The following is a 24,633-nucleotide window of genomic DNA, read 5'->3' on the forward strand; positions in this document are numbered from 1 at the left end:
GCAAAAGAAAGATAGAAAGCCAACTATGATCATGAACATGACCCCGTCGGAAATCGTCACCGAACTCGACAAGCACGTGGTGGGCCAGGCCAAGGCCAAGCGCGCCGTCGCCATCGCCCTGCGCAACCGCTGGCGCCGCCAGCAGGTGGCCGAGCCCCTGCGCCATGAAATCACGCCCAAGAACATCCTCATGATCGGCCCCACGGGCGTCGGCAAGACGGAAATCGCGCGCCGCCTGGCCAAGCTGGCCGAGGCGCCGTTCATCAAGATCGAAGCGACCAAGTTCACGGAAGTGGGCTATGTGGGGCGCGACGTCGACACCATCATCCGCGACCTGATCGACATCGGCATCAAGCAGACGCGCGCGCTGGAAATGAAGAAGGTGCGCGCACGTGCCGAAGAGGCGGCCGAAGACCGCGTGATCGACATCCTCGTGCCGCCGGCGCGCGACTTCGGCTTCACGCCGAATACGGCGGCCGCCGTGGACACGGGCAGCGGCGACAGCACGCGCCAGACCTTCCGCAAGCGCCTGCGCCAGGGCGAGCTCGATGACAAGGAAATCGAGATCGAGCTGGCCGAGGCGGGCCCGCAGATGGAAATCATGGCGCCGCCGGGCATGGAAGAAATGACGGAGCAGATCAAGTCCATGTTCTCGGGCGTGGGCGGACAGCGCAAGAAGGCGCGCAAGGTCAAGATCCGCGAAGCGTTGAAACTGCTGGTCGAGGAAGAAGCGGCGAAGCTGCTCAACGAAGATGAGCTGAAACAGAAGGCCATCCAGAACGTCGAGCAGAACGGCATCGTCTTCCTCGATGAAATCGACAAGATCGCCTCGCGCTCGGAGTCCGGCGGCGCCGACGTCTCGCGCGCGGGCGTGCAGCGCGACCTGCTGCCGCTGGTCGAGGGCACCACCGTCAACACCAAGTACGGCATGATCCGCACGGACCACATCCTGTTCATCGCCTCGGGCGCGTTCCACCTGTCGAAACCGTCGGACCTGATCCCGGAACTGCAGGGGCGCTTCCCCATCCGCGTGGAACTCGAATCGCTGTCGATCTCGGACTTCGAACGCATTCTCACCAGCACCGATGCCTGCCTGACGATGCAGTACGAAGCCTTGCTGGCGACGGAAAACCTGAAACTGCAATTTGCGCCGGAAGGCATCACGCGCCTGGCGGAAATCGCCTACTCGGTAAACGAGCGCACGGAAAACATCGGTGCGCGCCGCCTGCACACGGTGATGGAAAAACTGCTGGAAGAAGTGTCGTTTACGGCCAGCGAAGGCAGCAGCAGCACGGAAAACCTGCTGGTGATCGATGCCGCGTATGTCAACGAACGCCTGGAAGCGCTGTCGGTCAACGAAGACCTGTCGCGCTACGTGCTGTAATCAGGGAGGGGAGCGATGGCAAACAAGGCATTGGCGACGCGGCAGAAAATGCAGTTCCGCGTCGAACCCTCGCAAAAACCGCGCAACCCCGTCGCCACTGCCGCCCTGCAGCGCGCCGCCGGGGCGCATGTAAAAACCGTGTCAGGCCAGCGCCAGCAGGAAAAACGGCTGCTGGCGAAATTGCTGTTGAAAGTCGAAATAGACAAATAGGCCGCCCGCGGACACCCTTTTCATAGGGCGTCCGCCATCAGGCCACTCTCTGCCGCAGCAGCGTCCCCTTAGAAACGGTAGGACGCGCCCAGCGAAAACATGTCGACCTTGGTCGTCTGCTTGCTGCTGTACTTGACCGGCACGCGGTCCCAGTCGAGGTGCAGCGCCCAGTTCTTGTTCAGCGCATACGCCGCGCCGATGCCATAGGTCAGGCCGATCTTGTCCTTCTTGTCCGAACCGCCGCCCAGATAATCGACCTTGCCCTGCGTGTAAGCCGCGCCCAGGCGGCCGCTCAGGGTGAACGCGTCAAACTGGTAGCCGAGCACGCCCTGCATGCCGAGGCCCGTGAACTTGCCGCGGCCCGCGCGCCGGCCGGCGCCCGTGTCGAAGCCGGACTTCACTTCGCCGCCCATATACCCCACCAGCTCAATCGAAGGCAGGGCCACGCCGCCCTGAAACGGCAGCGCGTCGAAACTGTAACCCACGTAGGCCTTGCCGTTGCGCTTGCTGCTTTTGTCGCAATCGTTTTGTCCCGGCACGCAGTCGAGGCCGGTACTGGCGCGAAAGCCATAGCTGGCGCCCATGTAGATGGGGCCCGGCGCAGGATCGGCTGCCGATGCATGCAAGGGAGCGATGGCGGCCAGCGCCAGCAGCGCTGCGGGGAAACGTAATTTGAAGGACATGAATAACCTCTACAAGTGGATGAGTTGCCTGGTTGTAGCGCGCCGTGCGAGCCACAAGCGGGAGTGTCATCTCTTTTGCCGTAAAGTACTATCACCTTGTGCAAAGTGCCATTAAGGGCTACATTCGGTACCGTTACCCGCTACCAAACTTATCAAAAAGGATATCCGTGAGTTCACCCGAACTGGTTTTGCGCGTGCTGCGCACGCAACTGCGCGCCGCCGGCATCACCTATAAAGTGCTGGCCGAACGCATCGGCATGAGCGAATCGAGCGTCAAGCGCATGTTTGGCCAGCACGACATGTCGCTGTCGCGCCTGGCCCTGATATGCAAGGCCTCGGGCATCGCCATGGAAGACGTGCTGCGCGGCGCGGCCGACATCACGCCGCATGCCGACACGCTCACCCTGGTGCAGGAAAAGTCGCTGGTGGCGCATCCGCGCCTGCTGCTGGTGGCGATCTGCTGCCTCGGTCACTGGAGCCTGGAACAGGTGGTGGAAACGTATGCGCTGACGCAAGCCGAATGCATCGGCTGCCTGGCCGAGCTGGATCGCCTGGGCTTGATCGAGCTCAAGCCGCTGAACCGCTACAGCCTGCGCGTCTCGAACGCCTTCCACTGGCTGGCCGACGGCCCGGTGCAGCAGTACTTCCGCGAACACGTGGTGGCCGACTATTTCAGCGGGCATTTTGACGGTGCCGGCGAAACCCTGATGTGCATCCCGGCGCGCCTGTCGCTGTCGAGCGCGCAGGAGCTGGTGCAAAAGATCCGCCAGCTGGCCGAGGAACTGGCGCGCCTGCACCAGAACGACCGCCGCCTGGCCCCCGCCGAGCGCGACGGCTTTACCCTGCTGCTGGGCTTTCGCTCATGGGAATTTGCCGCCTTCACGGCCCTGCGCCGCAGTACGGCGTCCGCCGCGCCCTACCAGACCGGTCCCAGGAACAGGTAGAGCGTACTCTCGCCGCCCTTCGATGCGCCCGACGCCACGTACACGGGACCGAAGCGCGTATCGACGGAAATGAAGGCGCTGCTGGCCTGCGTGAATTTGGTGGATTTCCAGTGCTCGCTCTGATCGAAGCCGCCGCCCATTTCCAGCGAAAAGCCGGCCCGCACGGCGCCGCCCAGGGTGCTGGGCAGGGAGCCGATGCGGCGCGCCATCACGAAGCGCGCCAGGGCCACGCTGCGCCCCGTCACCGATTCGAACTGCGTGCCGGACAGGCGCAGGAAGCCGCCCAGGCTGAGTGGCGCCTCGCCGCGCTGCGCGCGCGCCCATTCGCCATACACATGGCCGGCCCAATTGCCGCGGCCAAAGGCCTTCAAGCCCGTGATGGCGGAACGCCCAAGGCCCGTCTCGCCCGAACCGGTGGTCGAGGCGCGCGTCCAGGTGGCGTCAAACAGCACGCCGCGCGTGGGGAAACCGGGCGAATCGAGCGTATCGACGCGGAACTGGACGAACTGGTTGGTGCCCAGCGCCCGCTCCTGCGGGTAGGCCGGGTCGGCCGGGATGCTGACGCCTGCCTTGACTTCGCTGCGCGAGACGCCGAACTGCAGGTCGCCCCAGAAGCCGAACTGGCGTCCCAGCACCAGGCTGGCGCCCTGGCCGCTGTAGGCGACGCGCGCGCTGCGCCGTCCCTTGTCGAACAGGTCGACCGCCTGCGAGCTGTACTGGATCGACGGCGCGATATACCACGGGTTGCCGGCGCCCAGCGGCTGCCAGTACTGCACCCCGAAATTGCGCGTGGTGCCGATCTGCGCCATGCTGCGCAATTCGCCGCCCCAGCTGTTCAGATTCGAGCGCACATGCAGCAGCTTCAGGGCAAAGGTATTGCTGTCCCTGAAATCGCTGCCCACTTCCAGGCCCACGCGCAGGCGGCTGCTGGCCCACGGCGCTTCGACGGCCTTGATGGTGACGGCGCGCTGGTCGCCGGAATCGACCACTTCCGTCTCCACGCGCGCCACGTCGCCGCGGCCATACAGCTTGGCCGCCGCCTTGAGCACATCTTCCTGGCTGACGGACTGCCCTTCCACCAGGCCCGATTGCGCCTGCAGGATGCGCGGATTGATATCGCCCTCGCTCTCCACGGCCAGGCGCGTGAGCGGCAGGGCCACGTCCAGCAGGGCCGGCGCGGCCAGGCGCAGCTGCTCGCGCGCCGCATACTGTTCCGGCGGCAGGGCCAGCGGCGCCAGGCGGGCGGCCAGGGCCTGCGCCGCCTGCTCGCCGGCGCGCATGGCGCGCGCATAGTTTTCAAAGTCGAGGAAACTGACGCCCGTCAAATCCGGCGCCACCAGGATATCCTGCGGCTGCAGCTCCTTGAGCGAGCGCTGCACATTCTGTTCCGTGAGGATTTGCAGCATCTGCTGCGCCACGCCGATGGCGCTGCCCAGCTCTTTTTCCGGCGCCAGCGGCGTGCCCACATTGACGGCGATGATGATGTCGGCGCCCATGGCGCGCGCCATGTCGACGGGCAGGTTGCGCACCAGGCCTCCATCGACCACCAGCCGGTTATTCACGCGCACGGGGGCAAACACGCCCGGCACGGCCAGCGAGGCGCGCATCGACAGGAACAGGGGCGTATCGACCAGTTCCACCAGCTCGCCATTGACCAGGTCCGACGCCACCGAGCGGAAAGGCAGCGGCAGCTGGCTGGCGGGGCGGTCGCGCATGCCGGCCGGCAGCAGCCGGTTCAAGGCCATTTCCAGCGCCGCATTGCTGGCCGCCGACGGCGGCGTGGAAATGCCGTTACGGCTGGTGCCAAACTCGATGCGCGACGGCAGCAACAAATCTTCCTCGCGGCGGCGGAACGCCAGTTCGTCGCGCGGCGGCCGGTCGGCCACCACGCGCGCCCAGTTGGTCTCGCGCGCCATCTTTTCCAGGTCCGCCACGGAGGCGCCGGCCGCATACGCGCCGCCCACCACGCCGCCCATGCTGGTGCCGACCACCATGTCGATCGGCACATGCAGCTCCTGCAGCACTTTCAAGACGCCGATATGCGCCAGGCCGCGCGCGCCGCCGCCCGACAGCACCAGGGCGATGCGCGGACGCGCCGCGACGGGTGCGGGAACGGCCGGCGTGGCAGCGGAGGTAGTGGGGGCGGCGGGAACGGCGGCGACAGCCGGCGGCAAGGCGCACAGCGCCGCCACGCAGCCCGCCAGGACGGCACGAATCGAGAACATGAAGACTCCTGTGGCGATGGCGGCATGGCGCCATCGGCAAAATACGATAAAAACAGCGTTAATTCGGCGGCGGCACGCTGCTCACTTGCGGCGCCGGCATCATGGTCGCCGGCCGCTGCTGCTCCATCGGCAGCGGCGGCGGCACTAGGTTCGTGGCCGGCGCAGGGGCTGCGGCCGGCGCTGGGGTGGCGGACACCTGCCCCGGCAAGGCCAGCGCCTTGTCGTCGGCCACCAGGTCGATGCGCTTGCTCACGCCGCCGTCGCGCAGCAGCACGTGGCGCGCATGCACTTCCAGCACCGTCACGCCGGGCACCACTTCGGCGCCTTCCGGCAAGGCGACGGAGGGCTTGCCGTCGGTCGAGATGATGGCCACGCTGCCGCGGCCATTGCCGGCGGCCACCACGCCCTTAAGCTGGTAGTTGCTGGCCGTGGCCACGCTGACCTGGCCGCCGAACAGCGAGGCGCCCGCCTCCACGCTGGCATCCTGCACCACCGGATTGGGGGGCGGATTGATGGGACGCTGCGGCGCCTTGAACAGCTGCATGGCCCAATAGGCCAGCGACACGGACAGCGCCACGACGGCGAGCAAACTTGTAACTTGAGGCAAACGCTTCATGGCTTCCTTGGATACTTATCTTACAAGCTGATTGATTTCGATAATCGGCATCAGCACGGCCAGCACGATCAGCAGCACCACCACGCCCATCGCCAGGATCAGGGCCGGTTCCAGCAGGCCGGCGATGGTGAGCGTGCGGCGTTCCAGGTCCTGCTCCTGCGCGCTGGCGGCGCGTTCCAGCATGGCCGGCAGCTCGCCCGTGATTTCGCCCGCGCGTATCATGTGGATCAGCATGGGCGGAAAATGCTTTTGCGCCGACAGCGCGCGCGCCAGGCTGACGCCCTCGCGCACGGCTCCGCTGGCGTCAGCCACCAGTTCCTGCATCGCCACGTTGGTGAGCGTGTCGCGGCTGGTGTCGAGCGCGCGCAGGATCGGCACGCCGGACCCCGTGGTGATGGCCAGGGTGCTGGCGAAGCGCGCCGTGTTCAGGCTGCGCTCGAATTTCCCATACAGGGGCGCCGTCAGCAGCCAGGTATGCCAGCGCCGCTTCAGGGCCGGCTGCTGCAGCGCGCGGCGCCAGGCGAACCAGGCGCCGGCCAGGATCACGGCCACGACGAGGCCATAGTTGCGCACGAAGTCCGACAGCGCCAGCATGATCACCGTCAGCATGGGCAGCTTCTGCTTGGTATTGGCGAATACGGAGACGATCTGCGGCACCACATAGGTGAGCAGGAAAATCACGATGGAAAACGCCACCACCGTGACGATGGCCGGATACGTGAATGCCAGCTTGACCTTCTGCACCAGCGCATTGCGCCGCTCGATATAGTCGGCCAGGCGCGAGAGCACGCGCGACAAATGGCCGATCTGCTCGCCCGACGCCACCAGCGCCCGGTAAATTTCCGCGAAATCGCGCGGATGGCGCGCCAGCACGTCGGAAAACGCGGCGCCGCCGATCACTTCCGAACGGATCGAGGCGATCAGGTCGCGCAAGTAAGGCCGCTCGGCCTGTTCCAGCAGCGCGGAAAACGCCTGCTCCAGCGGCAGGCCCGCTTCCAGCAAACTGGCCAGCTGGCGCGTAAACAGCGCCAGCTCGGTGCTGGACAGGCGCTCGCCGAAGCCGCGCCGTTTGGTCACGCCGGCGGCGTCGACCTGCGCGGCGATCGGTTCGACGGCCAGCGGCACCAGGCCTTGCACGCGCAACTCGGCGCGCGCGGAACGGGGACTGTCGGCATTGAGCACGCCCTTGCGGGTGGCGCCTTGCGCGTCGACGGCTTCATAGCGGAATGCGGGCATGGTGGCGGGCCTAGTCTTTGGTCACGCGCAGCAACTCGGCCTGCGTGGTGGTGCCGTCGCGCAGCCAGCGTTCGCCGTCGTCGCGCATGCTCGTCATGCCGTCCTGCAGGGCCACGGCGCGCACTTCCGCTTCCGAGGCGCGGTTGTGGATCTGCGCGCGGATCTGCTCCGTCGTGCGCAGCAGCTCGTACACGCCGACGCGGCCCTGGTAGCCCGTCTGGCCGCAATGCTCGCAGCCGACCGCCTGCCAGTACTGGCCGTCGAAGGTCTTGCAGGAACCGCACAGCTTGCGCACCAGGCGCTGCGCCAGCACGCCCAGGAGCGACGACGACAGCAGGAACGGCTCGATGCCCATGTCGAGCAAGCGCGTGACGGCCGCCGAAGCGTCGTTCGTGTGCAGCGTCGCCAGCACCAGGTGGCCCGTCAAGGATGCCTGCACGGCGATCTGCGCCGTTTCCAGGTCGCGGATCTCGCCGATCATGATCACATCTGGATCTTGCCGCAAAATCGCCCGCAGCGCCTTGGCAAATGTCATGTCGATGCGCGGATTGACCTGCGTCTGGCCGACGCCGGCCAGGTCGTACTCGATCGGGTCTTCCACCGTCAGGATGTTCGTCGTGGTGGCGTTGAGCATCGACAGCGCCGCGTACAGGGTCGTCGTCTTGCCCGAGCCGGTGGGGCCCGTGACGAGCACGATGCCGTGCGGCTGCGTGATCAGGCCGTCGAACTGTCCCAGCATGGGCGCGCTCATGCCCAGGTGCTGCAGGTCGAGGCGCCCCGCTTCCTTGTCCAGCAAACGCAGCACGGCCCGTTCGCCATGCCCGGTGGGCAGGGTCGAGACGCGCACGTCGACGGGCTTGCCGCCCACGCGCAGGGTGATGCGGCCATCCTGCGGCAAGCGCTTTTCGGCGATGTCGAGCTGCGCCATGATCTTGATGCGCGAAATCAGCGAACCGTGGATGGCTTTCCTGGGACGCACGACGTCGCGCAGGCTGCCGTCGATGCGGAAGCGCACGACGGACGTCTGCTCGAACGGCTCGATGTGGATATCGGACGCGCCTTCGCGCAGCGCCTGCGTGAGCAAGGCGTTGATCATGCGGATGACGGGCGCGTCGTCGGACGATTCGAGCAAATCCTCGATGGCCGGCACGTCCTGCAGCAGTTTTGTCAAATCCAGGTCGGCGTCGAATTCATCGGCCATCTGCGACGCGTCGCCGCCGCCGCCCGCGTAGGCGCCGGCGATGGCAGCATCGAGGTCGCCGCGCGGCAGCACCGTCAGCTGGATCTGGCCGAAACGGCGCGACACTTCGGCAATCGCCGCCGGCGCCGTCGACGCGGCCACCAGCACCTCGACGGGGGCGCCGTCGACGGCGCCGGGCCGGGCCAGCAAGCCGAAATCGCGCGCGTAGGCGTAGGGAAGCAGATTACTCATGACTGTCCCATCACTTCTGCGGCTGCGGCTGTTGCTGCGGTTGTTGCTGATACTGCTGCAGCAGCGACTGCGGCGGCGTGGCCGCGTTGGCCGGCGCGCCTGGCGGCGGCGTCGGCGCCGGCGGCACGGGGCGCGTCACCATGCTGCCGCCCACCGGCTGGCCATCCTGCAGGGCCGGCAGCACGGGCGTGCCCAGGTCTTTCAGCATCAGATTGCCCGACGCCGGCACGGCGGCCGTCTCGGCCGAACGCATGTAGTCGTAGCGGTCGGCCGCCAGGCTGCCGCTCTGCTCCTTGTTGCGCACGATGACGGGGCGCAGGAAGATCATCAGATTGGTTTTCTTGCGCTCGCGCGTCTGGTACTTGAACAGGTTGCCGATCAGGGGAATGTCGCCCAGGCCGCGCACTTTTTCCGCGTTGTCGCCCGTGCTGTCCTCGATCAGGCCGCCCAGGACGATGATCTGGCCATCGTCGGCCAGCACATTGTTTTCGATCACGCGGTTGTTGATGGTGATGCCGCTGACGGCCGTCGAGGTGGACTTGTCCACGCTCGACGTCTCGTGATAGATGCCCAGCTTGATCGTGCCGCCTTCGGAAATCTGCGGGCGCACCTTCAGGGTCAGGCCCACTTCCTTGCGGTCGATGGTCTGGAACGGGTTCGTGTTGGTGCCGGCCGTGCTGGTGTACTGGCCCGTCAGGATAGGCACGTTCTGGCCCACCTTGATGGTGGCCAGCTCGTTGTCCAGGGTGATCAGGTTCGGCGTCGACAGGATGTTCGCGTTGCCGTCCGATTCCAGCGCATGCGCCACGGCGCCCAGGCCCAGCGCGCCGTTGATCTGCTTGAAGATGCCCAAGGTCAGGCCGCCCGTCGGCAGCACCTTGCCGCCGCCCAGCGCCAGCTTGGCGATATTGTTGTCGGTGCCGCCGGCGAACGACTGCAGCGCGCCCACGCGGTAGCTGCTGCTGCTGTCGCCGGAAAGCCCCAGCCACTGCACGCCGAACTCGGAGGCCTTGGCCGACGTCACTTCGACGATCAGCGCCTCGATGTAGACCTGGGCGCGACGCACGTCGAGCTGGTCGATCACGGCGCGCAAGTTGCGATAGACAGCCTCGTTGCACGTCAGGATCAGGGTATTGGTGGAGGCGTCGGCCTGGATGAAGCCTGCCGCGCCGCCCGAGGACAGCTGCTGCGGCCCGTTGCTCAGCGAAGCGCCGCCCGTGGTGCCGCTTTGCGTATTGCCGCCCAGGCCAGTGGTGTTCATGCCGCCGCCCTGGTTGTTCTGGTTATTCGTATTCAGGCTGTTGTTGCCCGGCTGCTGCGCCGAAGCGGCCGTGCCGTCCGACGTCACCACCGAACGCAGGGTCTGCGCCAGCTTGGTGGCGTCCGCATTTTTGAGGTACACCACGTGCACGTTGCCCAGCTGCGTGGTGGGCTGGTCCAGCTTCGAGATCAGCGACTTGGCCAGGTTGGCGCGCGCCGCCGATGGCGCGCGCAGCACCAGCGAATTAGTGCGCGGGTCGGCCAGCACGGATACCTTGCCCGCGTCGGCCCCTGCGGCGCCGCCCGCATTGCCGCCTTCCATCAGTTTATTCACCATCGAGGCCAGGTCGGAAGCGATGGCATAGCGCACGGGGATCACGTCCAGGTCCGTCGAGGCGGGCACGTCGAGCGCGGCGATGATCTTCGCCAGGCGCTTGAGGTTATCCGCGTAATCGGTGATCACCAGCGAGTTGTTGCCCGGGTTGGCATTGATCGTGTTGTTCGGCGAAATCAGGGGGCGCAGCACGGCCAGCAGGTTGGCCGACGATTCGTAGTTCAGGTAAAACACCTGGGTGGCGATCTGGTCGCCCTTCACCTGGCTGCTGCCATTGCCCACCTGGGTCGGCACGGATTGCAGTTTGGCGTCCGCTTCCGGCACCACTTTCGCATAGCCGTCGCCGGAAACCACCGCATAGCCTTGCAGGCGCAGGGCCGAGGCCAGCAGCGCGAAGGCTTGCGTCTTGCTGATCGATTTTTCCGACACCAGCGTGATCGTGCCCTTGACGCGCGGGTCGATGACGAAATTGATGTTGGTGTAATGGCCCACGGCCTTGATCACGGATTCGATGTCGGCGCCGACGAAATTGAGCGCCGCTTCATCGCCGGGCGCGGCCCAGACGGGGGCCGGCATGCCGGCCACGGAACAGCACAGCAAGGCGGCGGCCGACAGGCGGCGCAGCGAAAAGGAGAAGGTATGGGGGCTCACGGATGGTTTTTTCATTGTCTGAACTCTAAGGCGATGATGTTTTTTTCGCTATTGCTACGGCGCTGTCCCAGCAAATTCAACAAACTCGCCAAGGTCTCTTCATATCCTGCTGCGGCCTGGGCCTGGCCGGAAAACTGCATGCGCCCCTGTTGCAGGCTGCCGCTGCCGTCGAGCAGCAGCGGTCCTTTGATGGAGCGCAAGGTCAACGTCGCCTGCTGCCCCTGCCAATCGAAATCGAGCTCGTAACTGCCCAGCGGACGCAAGGACGACAGGCGCGACGCCATGTCCGTCATCTGCAGGGTCGTGCGGCCGATGGCGGAAAACTGCTGTTTTTCCAGCGCCAGCTGCAAGGTGCTCCACGACAGGCGCATGCTGCCCGTCGGCGCCACGGTATTCAAGGGCGCGCCCAGGCCGCCCAGGCCGTCGGCCGGCAGCAGCAAGGCCGCCGGGCTGACTTGCCAGTGCGACCACGAGCCGCGCAAATTGACGGCCTGCGACAGCGCCTGCGCATTCTGCAATTCCACGTCCACCGATCCCCACAGCACGGATGGCGAAATGCGCCAGCTGAAGCGCCCCGGCAGCAGCGGCGTCACGGCGCCATTCGCGCTGGCCGCCCCGCCGATAAAGGCCGAGCCGCGCCACAGGGTACCTTGCGCGTCGCCCAAGGTCAAACGTCCGCCCGTCTGCTTTTCCACGAGACTGGCGACCCAGCCGGCCGGGAAAAACACCAGCAGGGTGACGCAGACGCTGACGATGATGGCCAGCAGCCAGCCTAGCAGGCGCATCATCGCGCCGCGCCCGGGCTCTGGTGCAGGGTCAGGCTGGCGTCGACCAGCCCCGCCTTGCCCTGCGCCGTGATCTTCGCTTCCTGCACCGCCACGCGGCCTTCGCGGCGCAAGCCGTCGAGCCACAGCATGACGCTGGCGAACGGCACGCCGTTCAGCTGCACGCGCGCATACTCTCCCGTCAGCGACAGCGATTGCGGCGCCAGGCCGCGCGCCTTCAGCGACGCGTCGAGGCTGTCACGGCTCATGCTTGCCACCTGTACGGGCGCCTGGCGCGCCAGCTCGCCCGCTTCGCGCGCCAGCGCCTGCAGCTGGGCCGCATTCTGGCGCAGCTCGGGCAAGCTCTTTTGCAAGGCGATGCGGCCCGTCCAGGCCGGCTCGAAGAAGACGGCGTAGACGAGGGCCAGCCCCGCCACCACGCCGCCGATGCTCAAGAGCTTGCGCTCCTGCGGCGTGCGCTCGGCCCAGAAGGCCTGCACGGCCTGCTGCTGCCCCGCCCACGTGGCGCGCGCCTTGTTGACTGCTGCACTCATGTTTTTGCTCCCGTGGCCGGCGTGATCTTCCACACGCCCGGCGCCGTTTCATTCAAGGCCAGCTTGCGCGCGGCCAGGCCGTCGCGCACCTGCGCCTGGGCGCTGGCGTCGACCATGTCCGGTTTCAGTTTGACGATCAAGCTGCGCTCGCGGTATTCCAGCGAGGCCACCACGCCGCGCCCGGCCAGGCCGCCCAGCGCCTCGCCCAGCGCCGCGCTCATGCTGGTGAAGTCATCCATGCTCGCTTGGCCGCCCTGCAGGCGGGCGGCGGCGATATTGCGCCGCATCTGCTCCGCTTCCAGGCCATACACGGGCGCTTCGTTCGGATACGCGGCCTTGAAGGTTTGCTGCATCGAGGTGCGCACGGTGGCGGCCTCGCGCTTCAAGCGCATCCATTCGATATTCATGCCGGCCAGGTTGACGATCACGGCCAGCAGCGCCAGGCGCAGCGGCCAGCGCCAGCGGCGCCATTCGGTGGCCGAGCCCGTCGCCGTGCCCATGGCAGCGGCCAGGTCCAGTCCCGCGCCCCTGGCGCCGGCGATCCAGTGCGCCCAGTGGTCCGGTTCCACCGTCACGCCGTCCATGCCGGCGGCCAGTTGTTGATATTGCGCAAGCTCGGCCTGCGCCACGTAGACCGTCAGAGGCACGTCGCCGGCAAACGCGCGCGTCGTCAGCAAGGCCTGTTGCGGCTGGGCCGGTAACACCAGGCCCAGGCCCTCTTGCGGCGCCTGGCGCAAGGCCAGCTCCAGGCCATTGCCGCTGGCCTGCAGGGCGGCCGTCACGCTGCCCGGCTGCAAGGGCAGGCACAGCTGCGACGGCAGCAGCGCCACCTTGCGCGCGCCCTGCGCCAGCAAGGCTTTCACCAGTACCTCGGCCCAGGCGCGCTGCGCCACGGCCACCGTGCGCATGCCGGCGGCATCGGGCGCGCCGGCGGCCAGCAGGCAATCCTGGGTGTCGCCGAGGATATGTTCTTCCACCAGGCCCGGCAAGGCCGCGCGCAGGCGGGCGCCGGCCAGCGGCGGCGTTTTCAGGCGCAGCAAGGTCACGTCGGCCGCGGCCAGCAGCAGCACCACCTGCTTCGCGCCGGCGATCAGCTGGCCCAGGCTGCCCAGCGGCGCGCTGCCTTGCTGCAGCAGGGCGCCGCCGTCGCCGGCCAGCACGAAGGAGCAGGCAGGCGCGCTGTCGGTGGACGCCTTGGCCGGGTGACGGATATACAATATTGTCAAAGTGACTCGCTTTCAGCTGTTAATTTTCCCGCAACCAGACCAGGCTGGTGGTGCGCTGCGGATCCGTTTTTCGATTGATGAGCGCCACGGCATCGAGGGCGGCACGGTCCAGCCGCACGCGGATGACGGTAAGGAAATAGCGGCTCTTCACATCGAGTTCCACGCCTTCAATCAGTTCAGCATTAATATTATTCTGGAAATTTGCTTTATCGACAAACTTTTTGCGCGGATTGCTCAAGGTCAGGGCACTGGCCTCGGACAGCGACATCATCGTCACGGCCGCCAGCACCTCGGCCGGGGCCGTATTCACGTTGACTCCCGTGATCTCCGGCAAGATGATGACGACATCGCGCAGCTGCTCGATCATCTGCGGCGTATAGCCGGGCACGGCCAGCAAATCCTCGACCTGGGTGAACGCCACCGGCTCGCTGCTGCCGCCCGTGGCGGGCGCGGCCACGGGCGTCTTGCCGTCGTTACCACTGTCGGCAGCGCGTGGCTTCGGCCGCGCGCGCAGCACGGCGTCGGCCGTCGCTTGCGCCAGGCCGCTATCGAGTTTCATGTTTGACAGCAGACGCTGGTAGGCCAGCACCTGTTTCGGATTGATGCTGCCCGTGGCGTCGACCAGGTTGGTGATATTGAAACGCGCCTGCGCATCGAGCGCGCGGCCCGAGACGGTGGCGTCGAATTTTTCCGTGTCGACCTTTTCGCGGTCCACGTAATCGTCGAGCCGCGCTTCCTCGATGGGCGTGGCCCACACGCCGTCGGCCGCCGTCAGCATGGGATTGTCCTGGCGCAACCAGAAGCGGGCGAAGTCGACCATGCCGCGCATGGCCCACTGCGTCTGCAGGCGCAAGCGCTGGTTTTCCATCGAGCGCACCTGCACCTGCTGCTGCCAGAACAGGCTGGCGACGACGGTGATGGCCAGCGCCGTCAGCAGCAAGGCCGTGATGACGGCCACGCCGCGCTGGCGCGAGGGGAACTTGAAGCGCGTCATCCCGGCCCCAATAAAAAGACTTTGGACAGGCCCGCGTCCTGGCCCGGCATTTGCAAGGTCACTTCCAGGCCCGGCACCTGGGTGGAGATGGTGGCGCCCGCCGTCAGCACGTTCCAGGCGCCATTGCTCCAGCCGCGCATGACCATGCTGTCGACGCCCTGCATCAGGGCCACGTCGGCGCTGGAGGTATCGGTATCGTCGCGCGCCGCCTGCCACAGGGTGTCGAGCACGGCCAGGTCGCGCGTGCCGTTCGACTCGCGCCGCGTCAGCACGCCGCCGCGCAGCCGGTAAGTGACCACTTGCAACTGTTGCGGCTCCTGCTCCGAGGCGGCCAGGCGCACCAGGGTCAGGCGGTCATTTTCCGCCGACAGGTTGATGCGGCCGTTCAGCAGGCTGTTGTTCAGCCCGGCGCCGGCCAGGTGGTCGCAATCGCTCTGCATCTGGGCAAACGCCAGCTGCATGCCGCGCGCCTGCTCCAGCTGGCTGGTCAGCACTTCGCGCGAGCGCATGATGCTGTCCAGGCCGCGCCAGCCCAGCACGGCGACCATGGCCAGGATGCCGATGGCCACGAGCAGCTCGATCAGGGTGAAACCCGCGGCAGGGACAGGGCGGCGCAGCATCAGTCGTTAAAGGAAAGCAAGACCAGGCGCACGATGCGCCGGGCCGGGTACTGTGCGTCATAGACGTTGACGCGCACTTGGCGGATGCGGGGATTCGGCGTGGCCACCACTTCCTCCTCGCAAATGAGTTTTAAATCGCCCTGCGGGCAGTCGACCGTGCGCTTGCCCGTCTGCGGGAACGTCTTTGCCAGGCGCAGCCGCACCAAATGGTTTTCCGCCGACCAGGTGGCCATCATGGCGCTGCGCAAGCCGTCGCTGTTCTGCGTCAGGCTGCCGACGGCGCGCAAGGACGCGCCCAGGGCCGTGCCGACGATGACGAGGGCGACCAGGACTTCCAGCAAAGTGAAGCCGCGCTGGCGGCCATGACGTGGGAGCCGCATCATTGCTCGACCGTGAAGTGGCCGATGCCGTCGGCGCGGATGGCCACGCTGCGCTCGCCGCTGGCCAGGGTCAGGACAAAAGGCTTGTCGACCGGTTCGCGGCCGAAGATGATGCGCAGCGGCTGGGCCACGCTGTTCGAGGGCTGCACGCTGAGCAGCATGGGCGTGTTGGCAAACGCGCGCTCGCGCAGCAAATCGTCCTGCGTCACGGGTTGCCACAGCTTTTCATTGAGGACCAGGAAACGGTATTGATTTTCGTCAGCCTCGAACGCCACCTGCCGGCTGCGCACGATGGCTTCATCGCGCGCCAGCTGCAGCAGCAGCGCGATGCGTTCGGCTTCCTTTTGCAAGGCTTGCTGGCCATTCGGCATGGCGTTCAGCGACACCAGGCCCAGGGTCACGCCGATGATGACCATCACCACCAGCAATTCGATCAGCGTGAAGCCGCTGGCGCGTGGCCGGGGCGGTGCGCGACCGGTGGTCATGGCTGGCATGCAATGGAAAACTTACAGTTCCCAGGAACCGATATCGGCATCGTCGCCGCTACCGCCAGGCTGGCCGTCGGCGCCCAGCGAAATGATGTCGACTTCGCCTTTCACGCCCGGCGACAGGAACTGGTACGGGTTGCCCCATGGGTCCTTCGGCATTTTTTCCAGGTAACCGCCTGCCTTCCAGCCATTCGCGGCCGGTCCCGTGGTCGGTTTCTCGATCAGCGCCTGCAAGCCCTGTTCCGTCGTCGGGTAGCGCTGGTTATCCAGGCGATACAGTTTCAAGGCTTGCATCACGGTAGCGATATCGACTTTCGCCGCCGCCACTTTCGACTCGCCCGTGCGGGCGATCAGCTTGGGCACCACCAGCGACGCGAGGATACCCATGATCACCACCACGACCATGATTTCGATCAAAGTGAAGCCGCGCGCGCGGCGCTGGCGTATCGGATGGTTTGCTGCGTTTTGCATAAGAAAGAGAGAAGAAGGTGAGTAATGAGTGCAGAGTATAAAGCGGAAATATGACAAAGCCTGTCATATAGGGAAAAATTTGTGCGGGGGCTGTCAGGCCGGCAAGACCACTTCGCCGCAAACGGCGCAGCCGGGGTCGCGCGCGACGCGCATGCTGCTCCATTCCATGTGCAAGCCGTCGAGCAGCAGCAGCCGTCCGGCCAAGGACTCTCCCACGCGCATGATCAGCTTCAAGGCCTCGGCCGCCTGCATGGCGCCCACCACGCCCACCAGCGGCGCGAACACGCCCATGGTCGAGCACGCCTCGTCCGTGAACTGCTGTTCCTGCGGAAACAGGCAGGAATAGCACGGTTGCGTGCCCGTGCGCGGGTCGAACACGCTCACTTGCCCGTCGAAACGGATCACGGCGCCCGACACCAGCGGCACCCTGGCCGCCACGCAGGCGCGGTTGACGGCGTGGCGCGTGGCGAAGTTGTCGGTGCAGTCGAGCACCACCGTGGCGGAGCAGACCAGTTCGGCCAGGCGCGCGCCGTCGAGGCGCTCCTGCAAGGCGACGATATCGATCTCGGGATTGATCCCGGTCAAGGTTTCGCGCGCCGACAGCACTTTCGGCTGGCCCACGCGCTGCGTGGTGTGGGCGATCTGGCGCTGCAGATTGGTCAGGTCGACCGTGTCGTCATCGACCAGGGTCAGCTTGCCGACGCCACTGGCGGCCAGGTACATGGCCGCGGGCGAGCCGAGTCCGCCCGCGCCGATCACCAGCACATGCGCGTCGAGCAAGGCTTGCTGGCCTTCGATGCCGATCTGGTCCAGCAGGATATGGCGCGAATAGCGCAGCAGCTGATTGTCGTTCATGGCGGCGACTACGGTTTTTGCACAGGAATCTTCTTGTCGTCCGCCTTGATGTCGGAAGCGATTTCCGGCTTGGCGCCGATCTTCTCCACCTTCGCATCGGCCTTGGCCAGCTGCACCGGCAAGCCCTGGAAGTGGTTCAAGGCTTGCTGCAGCTGGAAATCGTCCTTGGCGCCGTATTCGAGCGGCTTGCGCTTTTTCGCCGTGGCGATCAGGCGCTGCTCTTCTTCCAGCTGATCCTGCATGCCTTCCATGGTCGGCTTGGCCGCTTCCGGCTTGCCATCGTTGCTGCTCAAGTGTTTTTCCAGGTCCGCCTCGCGGATGCGCAGGCTGTTCCAGCCATCGCCTTCGGCCGTTTCATCGACCAGCAAGTCGGGCACGATGCCGCGCGCCTGGATGGCCCGGCCTTTCGGCGTGTAGTAGCGGGCCGTCGTCAGCTTGACGGCCGTGTCGGCCGTGATCTGGCGCAAGGTTTGCACGGAACCCTTGCCGAACGTCTGCGTGCCGATGACGGTGGCGCGCTGGTAATCCTGCAGGGCGCCGGCGACGATTTCCGAGGCGGACGCGGAACCGGCATTGACCAGCACCACCAGCGGCACGGTTTTCAGCGCGGCCGGCAACTTGGCCAGCGGGTCGGCCCTGGCGCCGGGTGCGGCATAGAATTCACGGCGGCCGTAAAACACCTGTTTCGACTCGGGCAACTGGCCCTTGGTGGAAACGATCACGGAATTGCCCGGAAGAAACGCTGTCGCCACGCCGATGGCGCCCGGCACGACGCCACCGGGATCGTTGCGCAAGTCCAGCACCAGGCCCTTGAGCTTGGGGTCTTGCGCATACAGCGCGTTGATCTTTTTGACCATGTCATCGACGGTCGGTTCCTGGAACTGGGCGATGCGCAGCCAGGCATAGCCGGGCGCGACCATCTTGGCCTTCACGCTTTGCACGCGGATTTCCTCGCGCACGATGGGAAAGACCAGCGGCTTGCTTTCGCCCTTGCGCGACATCGTCAGCACCAGCTTGGTGCCCGGCTGGCCGCGCATCTTCTTGATGACCTCTTCCAGCTGCAAGCCTTTCAGCGGGATATTGTCGAGGCGGGTGATCAGGTCGCCCGCCAGGATGCCGGCCTTGGCGGCAGGGCTGTCCTCGATGGGCGAGACGACTTTCACGTAGCCGTCTTCCATGCTCACTTCGATGCCGATGCCGACAAACTTGCCTTGCACGCTTTCGCGCATTTCCTTGAAGGCATTTTTATCCAGATACACGGAGTGCGGGTCCAAGGACGAGACCATGCCGGAAATGGCTTCCGTCAAGAGTTTCTTGTCTTCCACCTTCTCGACGTAATCGGACTTGATCAAGCCGAAGACGTCGGACAGCTGGCGCAGCTCGTCGAGCGGCAGCGGGGCATTCGTGATTTTTTGCGCCACGGCCGGGAACTGCAGCGACATGCCGATGCCGGCCAGGACGCCCAGACCGATCAGGCCGATACTTTTGACTTTGATACCCATGTATTCTTCGCAATCTACAAATTCGCTGCCGCAGCAATGGTGGGAACTGAATTAAAACTTCACCCAGGTGGCGGGGTCGAAGGCGCGGCCCTGATGACGCAATTCAAAGTATAGCCCCGATTCCTCGTTGCCGCCGCTGTTGCCCGCGCTGGCAATGGCGTCGCCGCCCTTGACGGCATCGCCCACGCGTTTCAGCAGCGACTGGTTATTGCCATAAATACTCATGTACTGGCCGCCGTGGTCGACGATGATCAGATTGCCGAAACCGCGCAGCCAGTCGGAAAACACGACCCGGCCGCCGGCGATGGCGTGGATCTCGCTGCCTTCGCCCGTGCGGATGAACACGCCCTTCCAGCTGGGGCCGTCACCGCGCTTGCTGCCGAAGCGGGCGGCGATCTTGCCCGCCACGGGGGCGCGCAGCTGCCCTTTCATGCTGGCAAAGGCGCCGGCCGGCGCGGCCGGGCCCAGGCTCGGGCGGTCCGGCTCAGGTTCCGGCTTGGGTTCCGGTTTCGGCGTCACCTTCGCCACTTGCGGCGGCTCGTCGTCGTCGATCGGTTCCAGTTTCACGGGCGGCGGTGGCGGCGTCTGCGGCTTGATCTTGCCCGATTTGTTTTGTTGTTCTTTCGCAAGACGTTCGCGTTCGGCCTGCGCCTGGGCGGCCTTGGCGCGCGCGGCCAGCAGGCGTTCGCGTTTTTCCGCCGCGATCTTGGCGTCGGCGGCCGCTTTGGCGGCGGCGCGTTGCTCGGCCAGCAATTGCTGGCGTTTCTTTTCGGCCGCGGCGGCGGCGGCTTGCTCTTCGATCAGTTTTGCCAGCTTGTCGACCAGGTTGCCCATGCGCTGTTCGTCGCGCTCGACATTGCCCACTTCCTTGCGCTGCGCCACCAAGCGCTGCGACAAGCTCGTCAGCAAGGCGGCGCGGCGCGCCTTCTCCTGCACCAGCAGAGCCTTCTGGTCGCGCTCTTCCTGCGCGATTTCTTCCAGCTCATCCTTGGCGTTCTGCACCTCCGCCTGGTTTTTCTCCACGGCAAGCAAGTTGGCGCGCAAGGCTTCCAGCAGGCGCGCCTGCGCCTGCGACACATACGCCATCAATTGCAAGTCGCGGTTGATGCGGTTCGGGTTATCGCCCGACAAGAGCAGCTTGATGCGGTCTTCGTTGCCGGCGACATATTGTTCACGCAGCAACTTCGACAGCTGCGTCTTCTGTTTCTCGACGGTGGCCGTCAATTGCTGGTGCTCTTGCCCCAGCGCATTGAGTTTCACGCCCGTCTCGCTTTGCTCCTGCGCCAGGTCGCGCAGGGCGCGGTTGGCGTTGGAAATGGCCTCTTCCGACTCGGCCAGGGTATCGGCCGCGTCATCCTTGGCGCTTTCCGTGCGGCTGATGTCGCGCTTGAGCGCCGTCAGCTTTTGTTGCAATCCAGCACGTTGTGCTTCCGCGGCCGCCTTCTGCTTGCTGCGTTCGGTGGGCTTGGCGCCCTGCGCGGCACCGCTGGAAAGCAGCAGCGCCAGGCACAGCATGGCGCCGGCGCGCCACGCCGGCAGGGGTCGTTCAGCAGAGGGGGCGATGGCTGTGCCGCGGAAGAAAGACGACAAGTTACTTGGCCTTCCCTTGGTTCGCCACGGCAGCTTGCGCTGCCGCGATCGCTGCCGGGTCGCCCAGGTAGTAATGACGGATCGGTTTCAAGTCGGCGTCCAGTTCATACACGAGCGGCTGGCCGTTCGGGATGTTCAGGCCGACGATATCGCTGTCGCTGATGCCGTCGAGCATCTTGATCAGCGCGCGCAGGCTGTTGCCGTGGGCCGAAATGATAATTTTCTTGCCGGCGCGGATGGCCGGGGCGATTTCCTCGTCCCAGGCCGGCATCACGCGCGCCACGGTGTCTTTCAGGCATTCGGTCAGGGGGATAGCCGCTTGCGGCAAGCCGGCATAGCGCGGATCGTTGAACGAGGCACGGTCATCGTTCGCTTCCAGCGGCGGCGGCGGGGTGTCGTAGCTGCGGCGCCATACCAATACTTGCTCGTCGCCATACTTGGCGGCTGTCTCGCCCTTGTCCAGGCCTTGCAGGGCGCCGTAGTGGCGCTCGTTCAAGCGCCAGTCGTTCTTGATCGGCAAATACATCATGTCCATCTCGTCGAGCGCCAGCCACAGGGTGCGGATGGCGCGCTTCAGGACGGAAGTGTAGGCCACGTCGAACGTAAAACCTTCCTGCTTGAGGATCTGGCCGGCGGCCTTGGCTTCGTTGACGCCCTTTTCCGTCAGATCGACGTCGGTCCAGCCGGTGAAGCGGTTATCGAGGTTCCAGGTGGACTCGCCGTGACGCATGAAAACGATTTTGTACATAGTTCTATCTTCTCAAGGGGTTCAAATCAAAAAAGCAAAACGTAAAAAGACCTCGTCCAGCTTCTATTTTATAATGCGCGGATTGACTTAAACCATTGGACCCTACGTGAAATTCATTATCGACCACATTTTTCTGTTTGCCATCGTCATTATTTCCGGCGGCGCCCTCCTCTGGCCACTGCTGTCGATGCGCGGCAAGCGCGCGACCGTGCTGGAAGTCACGCAACTGATCAACCGTGGCAAGACTGTCATCGTCGACGTGCGCAACGCGGAAGAATTCGCCACGGGCCACTTGCCTGACGCAAAAAATATTCCCCTGCCGGAACTGGCAAAACGCCTGGGCGAGCTGGAAAAATTCAAAACGCGCCCCATTGTAGTGGTTTGCCAGAAAGGTTCGCGTTCGGCAACCGCCGTCGGCCTGCTGGGCAAAGCCGGTTTCGCTGAGGCAACGAGCCTGGAAGGCGGCCTCGACGAATGGAAAAAGCAAGGTTTGCCATTGAAAACCTTGTCGCTGGCGAAATAAGCCGGCCTTAACTGAAGGAATCATCATGACCGTACCAGTAATTGTCTATAGCACCGCCGTGTGCCCGTATTGCGTGCGCGCCGAGCGCCTGTTGGAAGCCAAGGGCGTCGCCGTGCAAAAGATCCGCGTCGACCTCGACCCGGAAGAGCGCATAAAGATGATGGAACGCACGGGCCGCCGCACGGTGCCGCAGATCTATGTGGGCGATACCCACGTGGGCGGATTCGACGATTTGTATGCGCTCGATCAAGCTGGCAAGCTGGACCCCTTGTTAAATGGCACGGCAGCCTGATATAAAGCGGGTTCGAGAAATTGCTTGGTTTTTTGTCGTATTGTTTTGATACAATTGCCCTCGCACCTGATCTGGCCGCGCCTATCCGGCGCGGTTTGAATACCGCAAGCACCATATTTGAACGGTGTGCCGTTCTTGTCCTTTACAACGAAAGCGTTCCATGTCTGACGAAAATCTGCAACCAGTCTTCCAAATCCAACGCGTCTACCTGAAAGACATGTCGCTGGAACAACCAAATTCCCCAGCTATTTTCCTGGAACAAGAAGCACCAGCCATCGAAGTGGCACTGGACGTGGGCGCTGCGCCTCTGGCCGACGGCATCTTCGAAGCCACCGTGACCATCACCGTCACCGCCAAAGTCGGCGAAAAAGTCGCTTTCCTGGTTGAAGGCAAGCAAGCCGGTATCTTCGAAGCACGCAACATTCCTGCTGATCAACTCGATCCACTGCTGGGAATCGGCTGCCCGAACATCATCTACCCTTACCTGCGCGCCAACATCGCCGACGTGATCACCCGTGCCGGCTTCCCGCCAGTGCACTTGGCCGAGATCAACTTCGAAGTGTTCTACCAACAACGTCTGCAAGCTATTGCTGACGCCGCAGCAGCTGCCCCGGCAGCCGACGCGACGACGCACTAAGCTTCAGGCAAGACCCCGCCAGCCGTCAAGGCTGGCCTGACACGGCGGCCTGGCCGCCGTGTTTCGTTAAGGTTCAAAAATATCATGTTGAAAAGTGCGCTCTTGAGCAAGTTCCGCTGGATGGCCGGCGCCGTGCTGCTGCTGGCGACCGCCGCCAGTCACGCCGTCGATTTCAAAACGGTGGGCGCGGCTCCCGTGATCCTGTACGACGCGCCATCCGCCAAGGGCGGCAAGCTGTACGTGGCGCCACGCGGCATGCCGCTGGAAATCGTGCTCAGCTACGGCGAATGGGTCAAGGTACGCGACGCCAGCGGCGAAATGGCCTGGACGGAAGCCAAGGGCCTGTCCGCCAAGCGCAACGTCGTGGCGCGCGCCGCGAACCTCAAGGTTCGCGCCAGCCCCGACGACACCGCCTCCCCCATCATCCTCGTCGACAAGGGCGTGCTGCTGGAAATGAGCGAGCAGCCGAGCTCCAACTGGGTCAAGGTCCGCCACAAGGATGGCCAGAGCGGCTACGTCAAGACCAGCGAAGTGTGGGGCCTGTAAGCACCGCCAGATTCATCCGGGCAGCGGCCAGCCGCGCCGCGCCCCTCCCCCTGCCAGACTGAGGTCGCATGCAAGTTTCTCCCGATACATCTCCCGCCGCCATGGCGCTCCCCCGCAAGATCACCATCCTCGGCGCCGGCGCCTGGGGCACGGCCGTGGCCATGGCCCTGGCCGGCCGCCACGACGTGCTGCTGTGGGGCCGCAACGGCGACGCCATGGCGGCCATGGCCGCCAGCGGCGAAAACAGCTATCTGCCCGGCTTCCCCTTGCCGCCGCAACTGCGCATCAGCGCCGATTTCGACGCCGCCGTCGCGCATGCCGGTGGCGAACACGGCATCCTGATCGCCGCCTGCCCCGTGGCGGGCTTGCGGCCCATGCTGCAGCAATTGAAAGACAAGGCCATCGGCAACCTGGTGTGGCTGTGCAAGGGCTTTGAAGGCGGCACGGGCTTGTTGCCGCACCAGATCGTGCAGGAAGTACTCGGCGACAATATCCCCGGCGGCGCCCTGTCCGGCCCCTCGTTCGCGCAGGAAGTGGCGCGCGGCTTGCCGTGCGCGCTGACCATCGCCTCGCACAGCGCGGCCTTGCGCAGCGCCGTCGTCTCGGCCTTGCATGGCGGCACCATCCGCGTGTATGCGAGCGACGACCTGGTGGGCGTGGAAGTGGGCGGCGCCGTCAAGAACGTGCTGGCGATCGCCACGGGCGTGGCCGACGGCCTGGGCCTGGGCTTGAATGCGCGCGCCGCGCTGATCACGCGGGGCCTGGCGGAAATCACGCGCCTGGGCACGGCCTTGGGTGGCCAGACGGAAACGTTCATGGGCTTGACGGGCATGGGCGACCTGATTCTGACGTGCACGGGCGACCTGTCGCGCAACCGCCGCGTCGGCCTTGGCCTGGCGCAAGGCAAGGCGCTGGACACCATCGTGGCCGAGCTGGGTCACGTGGCCGAAGGCGTGCCGTGCGCCAAGGCCGTGCGCGAACTGGCGCGCCGCATGGGCGTCGAGATGCCGATCACCAACGCGGTGGCCGGCGTGCTGTTCGATGGCGATTTGCCGCACGTGATGGTGCAGCAGCTGCTGTCGCGCGATCCGCGCGCCGAGGCGGCTTGACAGGGAAAACCTAGCGTCCCGCCTTGTGCATGAGTATGGTCAGTAATAACAGGCTGTCTTCGCGCGCGGCCAAAGCGTGCGCCTGGCCGCCGAGCAGGTACAGCATCTGCCCCGGCCCCAGCAGGTGCACGCCGCCATGCGCCGTCACCGCCACCTGCCCCTGCAGGCACAGCAAGGTGATTTCGCCGAGCACATGATGCTCGGGCATGGTCTTGCCCTTGGGCATGCACATACGGATCAGTTCCAGCTCATCCGTCTTGGCCAGCGCGATGGCGGAAAACTGCGACAGGTCGTCGCCGTCCCTGCGCAGCACCTCGATCACCTGTCCTGAACTTGCGTGTTCCAGTGCCATCATGTGC

27 protein-coding genes are annotated in these 24,633 nt (G+C 65.3%); 8 read left to right on the forward strand and 19 right to left on the reverse strand.

The genetic code is table 11. The features are described from left to right. The first annotated feature begins 31 nt into the window (after positions 1 to 31). Together hslU and CLU94_RS12155 are read left to right on the forward strand one after the other, a co-directional pair. Complete coding sequence (hslU, locus tag CLU94_RS12150; protein ID WP_099668281.1) at positions 32 to 1,384, forward strand: ATP-dependent protease ATPase subunit HslU; 1,353 nt, start codon at positions 32 to 34, stop codon at positions 1,382 to 1,384. Between the two features lie 15 nt (positions 1,385 to 1,399). Then, positions 1,400 to 1,594, forward strand: a complete 195-nt coding sequence (locus CLU94_RS12155) for a hypothetical protein (RefSeq protein ID WP_099665795.1) — start codon at positions 1,400 to 1,402, stop codon at positions 1,592 to 1,594. Positions 1,595 to 1,662: 68 nt separating this feature from the next. On the opposite strand, the gene CLU94_RS12160 is transcribed toward CLU94_RS12155, so the two are convergent. Then, complete coding sequence (locus CLU94_RS12160; protein WP_099665796.1) at positions 1,663 to 2,277, reverse strand: outer membrane protein; 615 nt, start codon at positions 2,275 to 2,277, stop codon at positions 1,663 to 1,665. A gap of 167 nt (positions 2,278 to 2,444) precedes the next feature. Here CLU94_RS12160 and CLU94_RS12165 point away from each other — a divergent pair, with 167 nt between their 5' ends. Further along, the gene (locus CLU94_RS12165; RefSeq protein ID WP_180278646.1) at positions 2,445 to 3,221 is read left to right on the forward strand and encodes a helix-turn-helix domain-containing protein; all 777 of its coding nucleotides are present in this window, start codon (positions 2,445 to 2,447) and stop codon (positions 3,219 to 3,221) included. Here the strand turns inward: CLU94_RS12165 and CLU94_RS12170 are convergent. The 17 genes from CLU94_RS12170 to gpmA all read right to left on the reverse strand — a co-directional run bounded on the left by CLU94_RS12170 (position 3,194) and on the right by gpmA (position 21,167). Continuing rightward, positions 3,194 to 5,446 carry a patatin-like phospholipase family protein gene (locus tag CLU94_RS12170; RefSeq protein WP_099665797.1) on the reverse strand — a complete coding sequence of 751 codons (2,253 nt, stop codon included), beginning with the start codon at positions 5,444 to 5,446 and terminating at the stop codon, positions 3,194 to 3,196. The genes CLU94_RS12165 and CLU94_RS12170 overlap by 28 nt on opposite strands. 58 nt (positions 5,447 to 5,504) lie before the next feature. Beyond that, entirely contained in the window at positions 5,505 to 6,062 is a 558-nt protein-coding gene (locus CLU94_RS12175) for a type II secretion system protein N (RefSeq protein ID WP_099665798.1), read from the reverse strand. Between the two features lie 15 nt (positions 6,063 to 6,077). Then, a complete protein-coding gene (gene gspF, locus CLU94_RS12180) occupies positions 6,078 to 7,298 on the reverse strand; it encodes a type II secretion system inner membrane protein GspF (RefSeq protein ID WP_099665799.1) in 1,221 nt (406 codons plus the stop codon). Between the two features lie 10 nt (positions 7,299 to 7,308). Continuing rightward, entirely contained in the window at positions 7,309 to 8,730 is a 1,422-nt protein-coding gene (gspE, locus tag CLU94_RS12185) for a type II secretion system ATPase GspE (RefSeq protein ID WP_077398708.1), read from the reverse strand. Between the two features lie 10 nt (positions 8,731 to 8,740). Then, positions 8,741 to 10,990, reverse strand: coding sequence for a type II secretion system secretin GspD (gspD, locus tag CLU94_RS12190; protein ID WP_099665800.1), 2,250 nt, complete (start codon positions 10,988 to 10,990; stop codon positions 8,741 to 8,743). After that, on the reverse strand, positions 10,987 to 11,763 hold the full coding sequence (locus tag CLU94_RS12195; RefSeq protein ID WP_099665801.1) for a type II secretion system protein N: 777 nt from the start codon (positions 11,761 to 11,763) through the stop codon (positions 10,987 to 10,989). The genes gspD and CLU94_RS12195 overlap by 4 nt, the downstream gene beginning before the upstream one ends. After that, the gene (gspM, locus tag CLU94_RS12200; RefSeq protein ID WP_099665802.1) at positions 11,760 to 12,293 is read right to left on the reverse strand and encodes a type II secretion system protein GspM; all 534 of its coding nucleotides are present in this window, start codon (positions 12,291 to 12,293) and stop codon (positions 11,760 to 11,762) included. The genes CLU94_RS12195 and gspM overlap by 4 nt, the downstream gene beginning before the upstream one ends. Further along, entirely contained in the window at positions 12,290 to 13,519 is a 1,230-nt protein-coding gene (gene gspL / locus CLU94_RS12205; protein ID WP_257218777.1) for a type II secretion system protein GspL, read from the reverse strand. Before gspL ends, gspM begins: the two co-directional genes overlap by 4 nt. Positions 13,520 to 13,538: 19 nt before the next feature. Continuing rightward, the gene (gspK, locus tag CLU94_RS12210) at positions 13,539 to 14,513 is read right to left on the reverse strand and encodes a type II secretion system minor pseudopilin GspK (RefSeq protein ID WP_099665804.1); all 975 of its coding nucleotides are present in this window, start codon (positions 14,511 to 14,513) and stop codon (positions 13,539 to 13,541) included. After that, positions 14,510 to 15,133, reverse strand: coding sequence for a PulJ/GspJ family protein (locus tag CLU94_RS12215; RefSeq protein ID WP_099665805.1), 624 nt, complete (start codon positions 15,131 to 15,133; stop codon positions 14,510 to 14,512). The genes gspK and CLU94_RS12215 overlap by 4 nt, the downstream gene beginning before the upstream one ends. Then, entirely contained in the window at positions 15,133 to 15,516 is a 384-nt protein-coding gene (gspI, locus tag CLU94_RS12220) for a type II secretion system minor pseudopilin GspI (RefSeq protein ID WP_034783570.1), read from the reverse strand. The genes CLU94_RS12215 and gspI overlap by 1 nt, the downstream gene beginning before the upstream one ends. Beyond that, positions 15,513 to 16,007: a GspH/FimT family pseudopilin gene (locus tag CLU94_RS12225; protein ID WP_051959291.1), complete on the reverse strand. Its 495-nt coding sequence runs from the start codon at positions 16,005 to 16,007 to the stop codon at positions 15,513 to 15,515. Before CLU94_RS12225 ends, gspI begins: the two co-directional genes overlap by 4 nt. 12 nt (positions 16,008 to 16,019) lie before the next feature. Next, positions 16,020 to 16,472 carry a type II secretion system major pseudopilin GspG gene (gene gspG, locus CLU94_RS12230; protein WP_035823835.1) on the reverse strand — a complete coding sequence of 151 codons (453 nt, stop codon included), beginning with the start codon at positions 16,470 to 16,472 and terminating at the stop codon, positions 16,020 to 16,022. A 93-nt stretch (positions 16,473 to 16,565) separates the two neighbouring features. After that, positions 16,566 to 17,327 (reverse strand): HesA/MoeB/ThiF family protein, encoded by a 762-nt coding sequence (locus CLU94_RS12235; RefSeq protein WP_099665806.1) that lies wholly within the window; start codon positions 17,325 to 17,327, stop codon positions 16,566 to 16,568. A gap of 8 nt (positions 17,328 to 17,335) precedes the next feature. Continuing rightward, positions 17,336 to 18,829: a S41 family peptidase gene (locus tag CLU94_RS12240; protein WP_077398692.1), complete on the reverse strand. Its 1,494-nt coding sequence runs from the start codon at positions 18,827 to 18,829 to the stop codon at positions 17,336 to 17,338. A 51-nt stretch (positions 18,830 to 18,880) separates the two neighbouring features. Next, entirely contained in the window at positions 18,881 to 20,344 is a 1,464-nt protein-coding gene (locus CLU94_RS12245; RefSeq protein ID WP_099665807.1) for a murein hydrolase activator EnvC family protein, read from the reverse strand. 76 nt (positions 20,345 to 20,420) lie between these two features. Beyond that, complete coding sequence (gene gpmA, locus CLU94_RS12250; protein WP_099665808.1) at positions 20,421 to 21,167, reverse strand: 2,3-diphosphoglycerate-dependent phosphoglycerate mutase; 747 nt, start codon at positions 21,165 to 21,167, stop codon at positions 20,421 to 20,423. A gap of 106 nt (positions 21,168 to 21,273) precedes the next feature. On the opposite strand from gpmA, the gene CLU94_RS12255 reads away from it, so the two are divergent. From CLU94_RS12255 to CLU94_RS12275, 5 genes are all read left to right on the forward strand, one after another. Next, positions 21,274 to 21,690, forward strand: coding sequence for a rhodanese-like domain-containing protein (locus CLU94_RS12255; RefSeq protein WP_099665809.1), 417 nt, complete (start codon positions 21,274 to 21,276; stop codon positions 21,688 to 21,690). A gap of 25 nt (positions 21,691 to 21,715) precedes the next feature. Further along, a complete protein-coding gene (gene grxC / locus CLU94_RS12260; protein WP_070220900.1) occupies positions 21,716 to 21,982 on the forward strand; it encodes a glutaredoxin 3 in 267 nt (88 codons plus the stop codon). Positions 21,983 to 22,142: 160 nt separating this feature from the next. After that, a complete protein-coding gene (gene secB, locus CLU94_RS12265; protein WP_077398684.1) occupies positions 22,143 to 22,619 on the forward strand; it encodes a protein-export chaperone SecB in 477 nt (158 codons plus the stop codon). A gap of 84 nt (positions 22,620 to 22,703) precedes the next feature. Then, positions 22,704 to 23,165 (forward strand): SH3 domain-containing protein, encoded by a 462-nt coding sequence (locus CLU94_RS12270; protein WP_099665810.1) that lies wholly within the window; start codon positions 22,704 to 22,706, stop codon positions 23,163 to 23,165. A gap of 68 nt (positions 23,166 to 23,233) precedes the next feature. Beyond that, positions 23,234 to 24,274, forward strand: a complete 1,041-nt coding sequence (locus CLU94_RS12275; RefSeq protein ID WP_099665811.1) for an NAD(P)H-dependent glycerol-3-phosphate dehydrogenase — start codon at positions 23,234 to 23,236, stop codon at positions 24,272 to 24,274. 10 nt (positions 24,275 to 24,284) lie between these two features. Here the strand turns inward: CLU94_RS12275 and CLU94_RS12280 are convergent, their stop codons facing one another. Beyond that, positions 24,285 to 24,629, reverse strand: a complete 345-nt coding sequence (locus tag CLU94_RS12280; protein WP_257218778.1) for a hypothetical protein — start codon at positions 24,627 to 24,629, stop codon at positions 24,285 to 24,287. Positions 24,630 to 24,633 lie beyond the last annotated feature (4 nt).

Origin of the sequence: Janthinobacterium sp. 13, from assembly GCF_002749695.1 — a bacterium.
GTDB lineage: Bacteria > Pseudomonadota > Gammaproteobacteria > Burkholderiales > Burkholderiaceae_D > Janthinobacterium > Janthinobacterium kumbetense.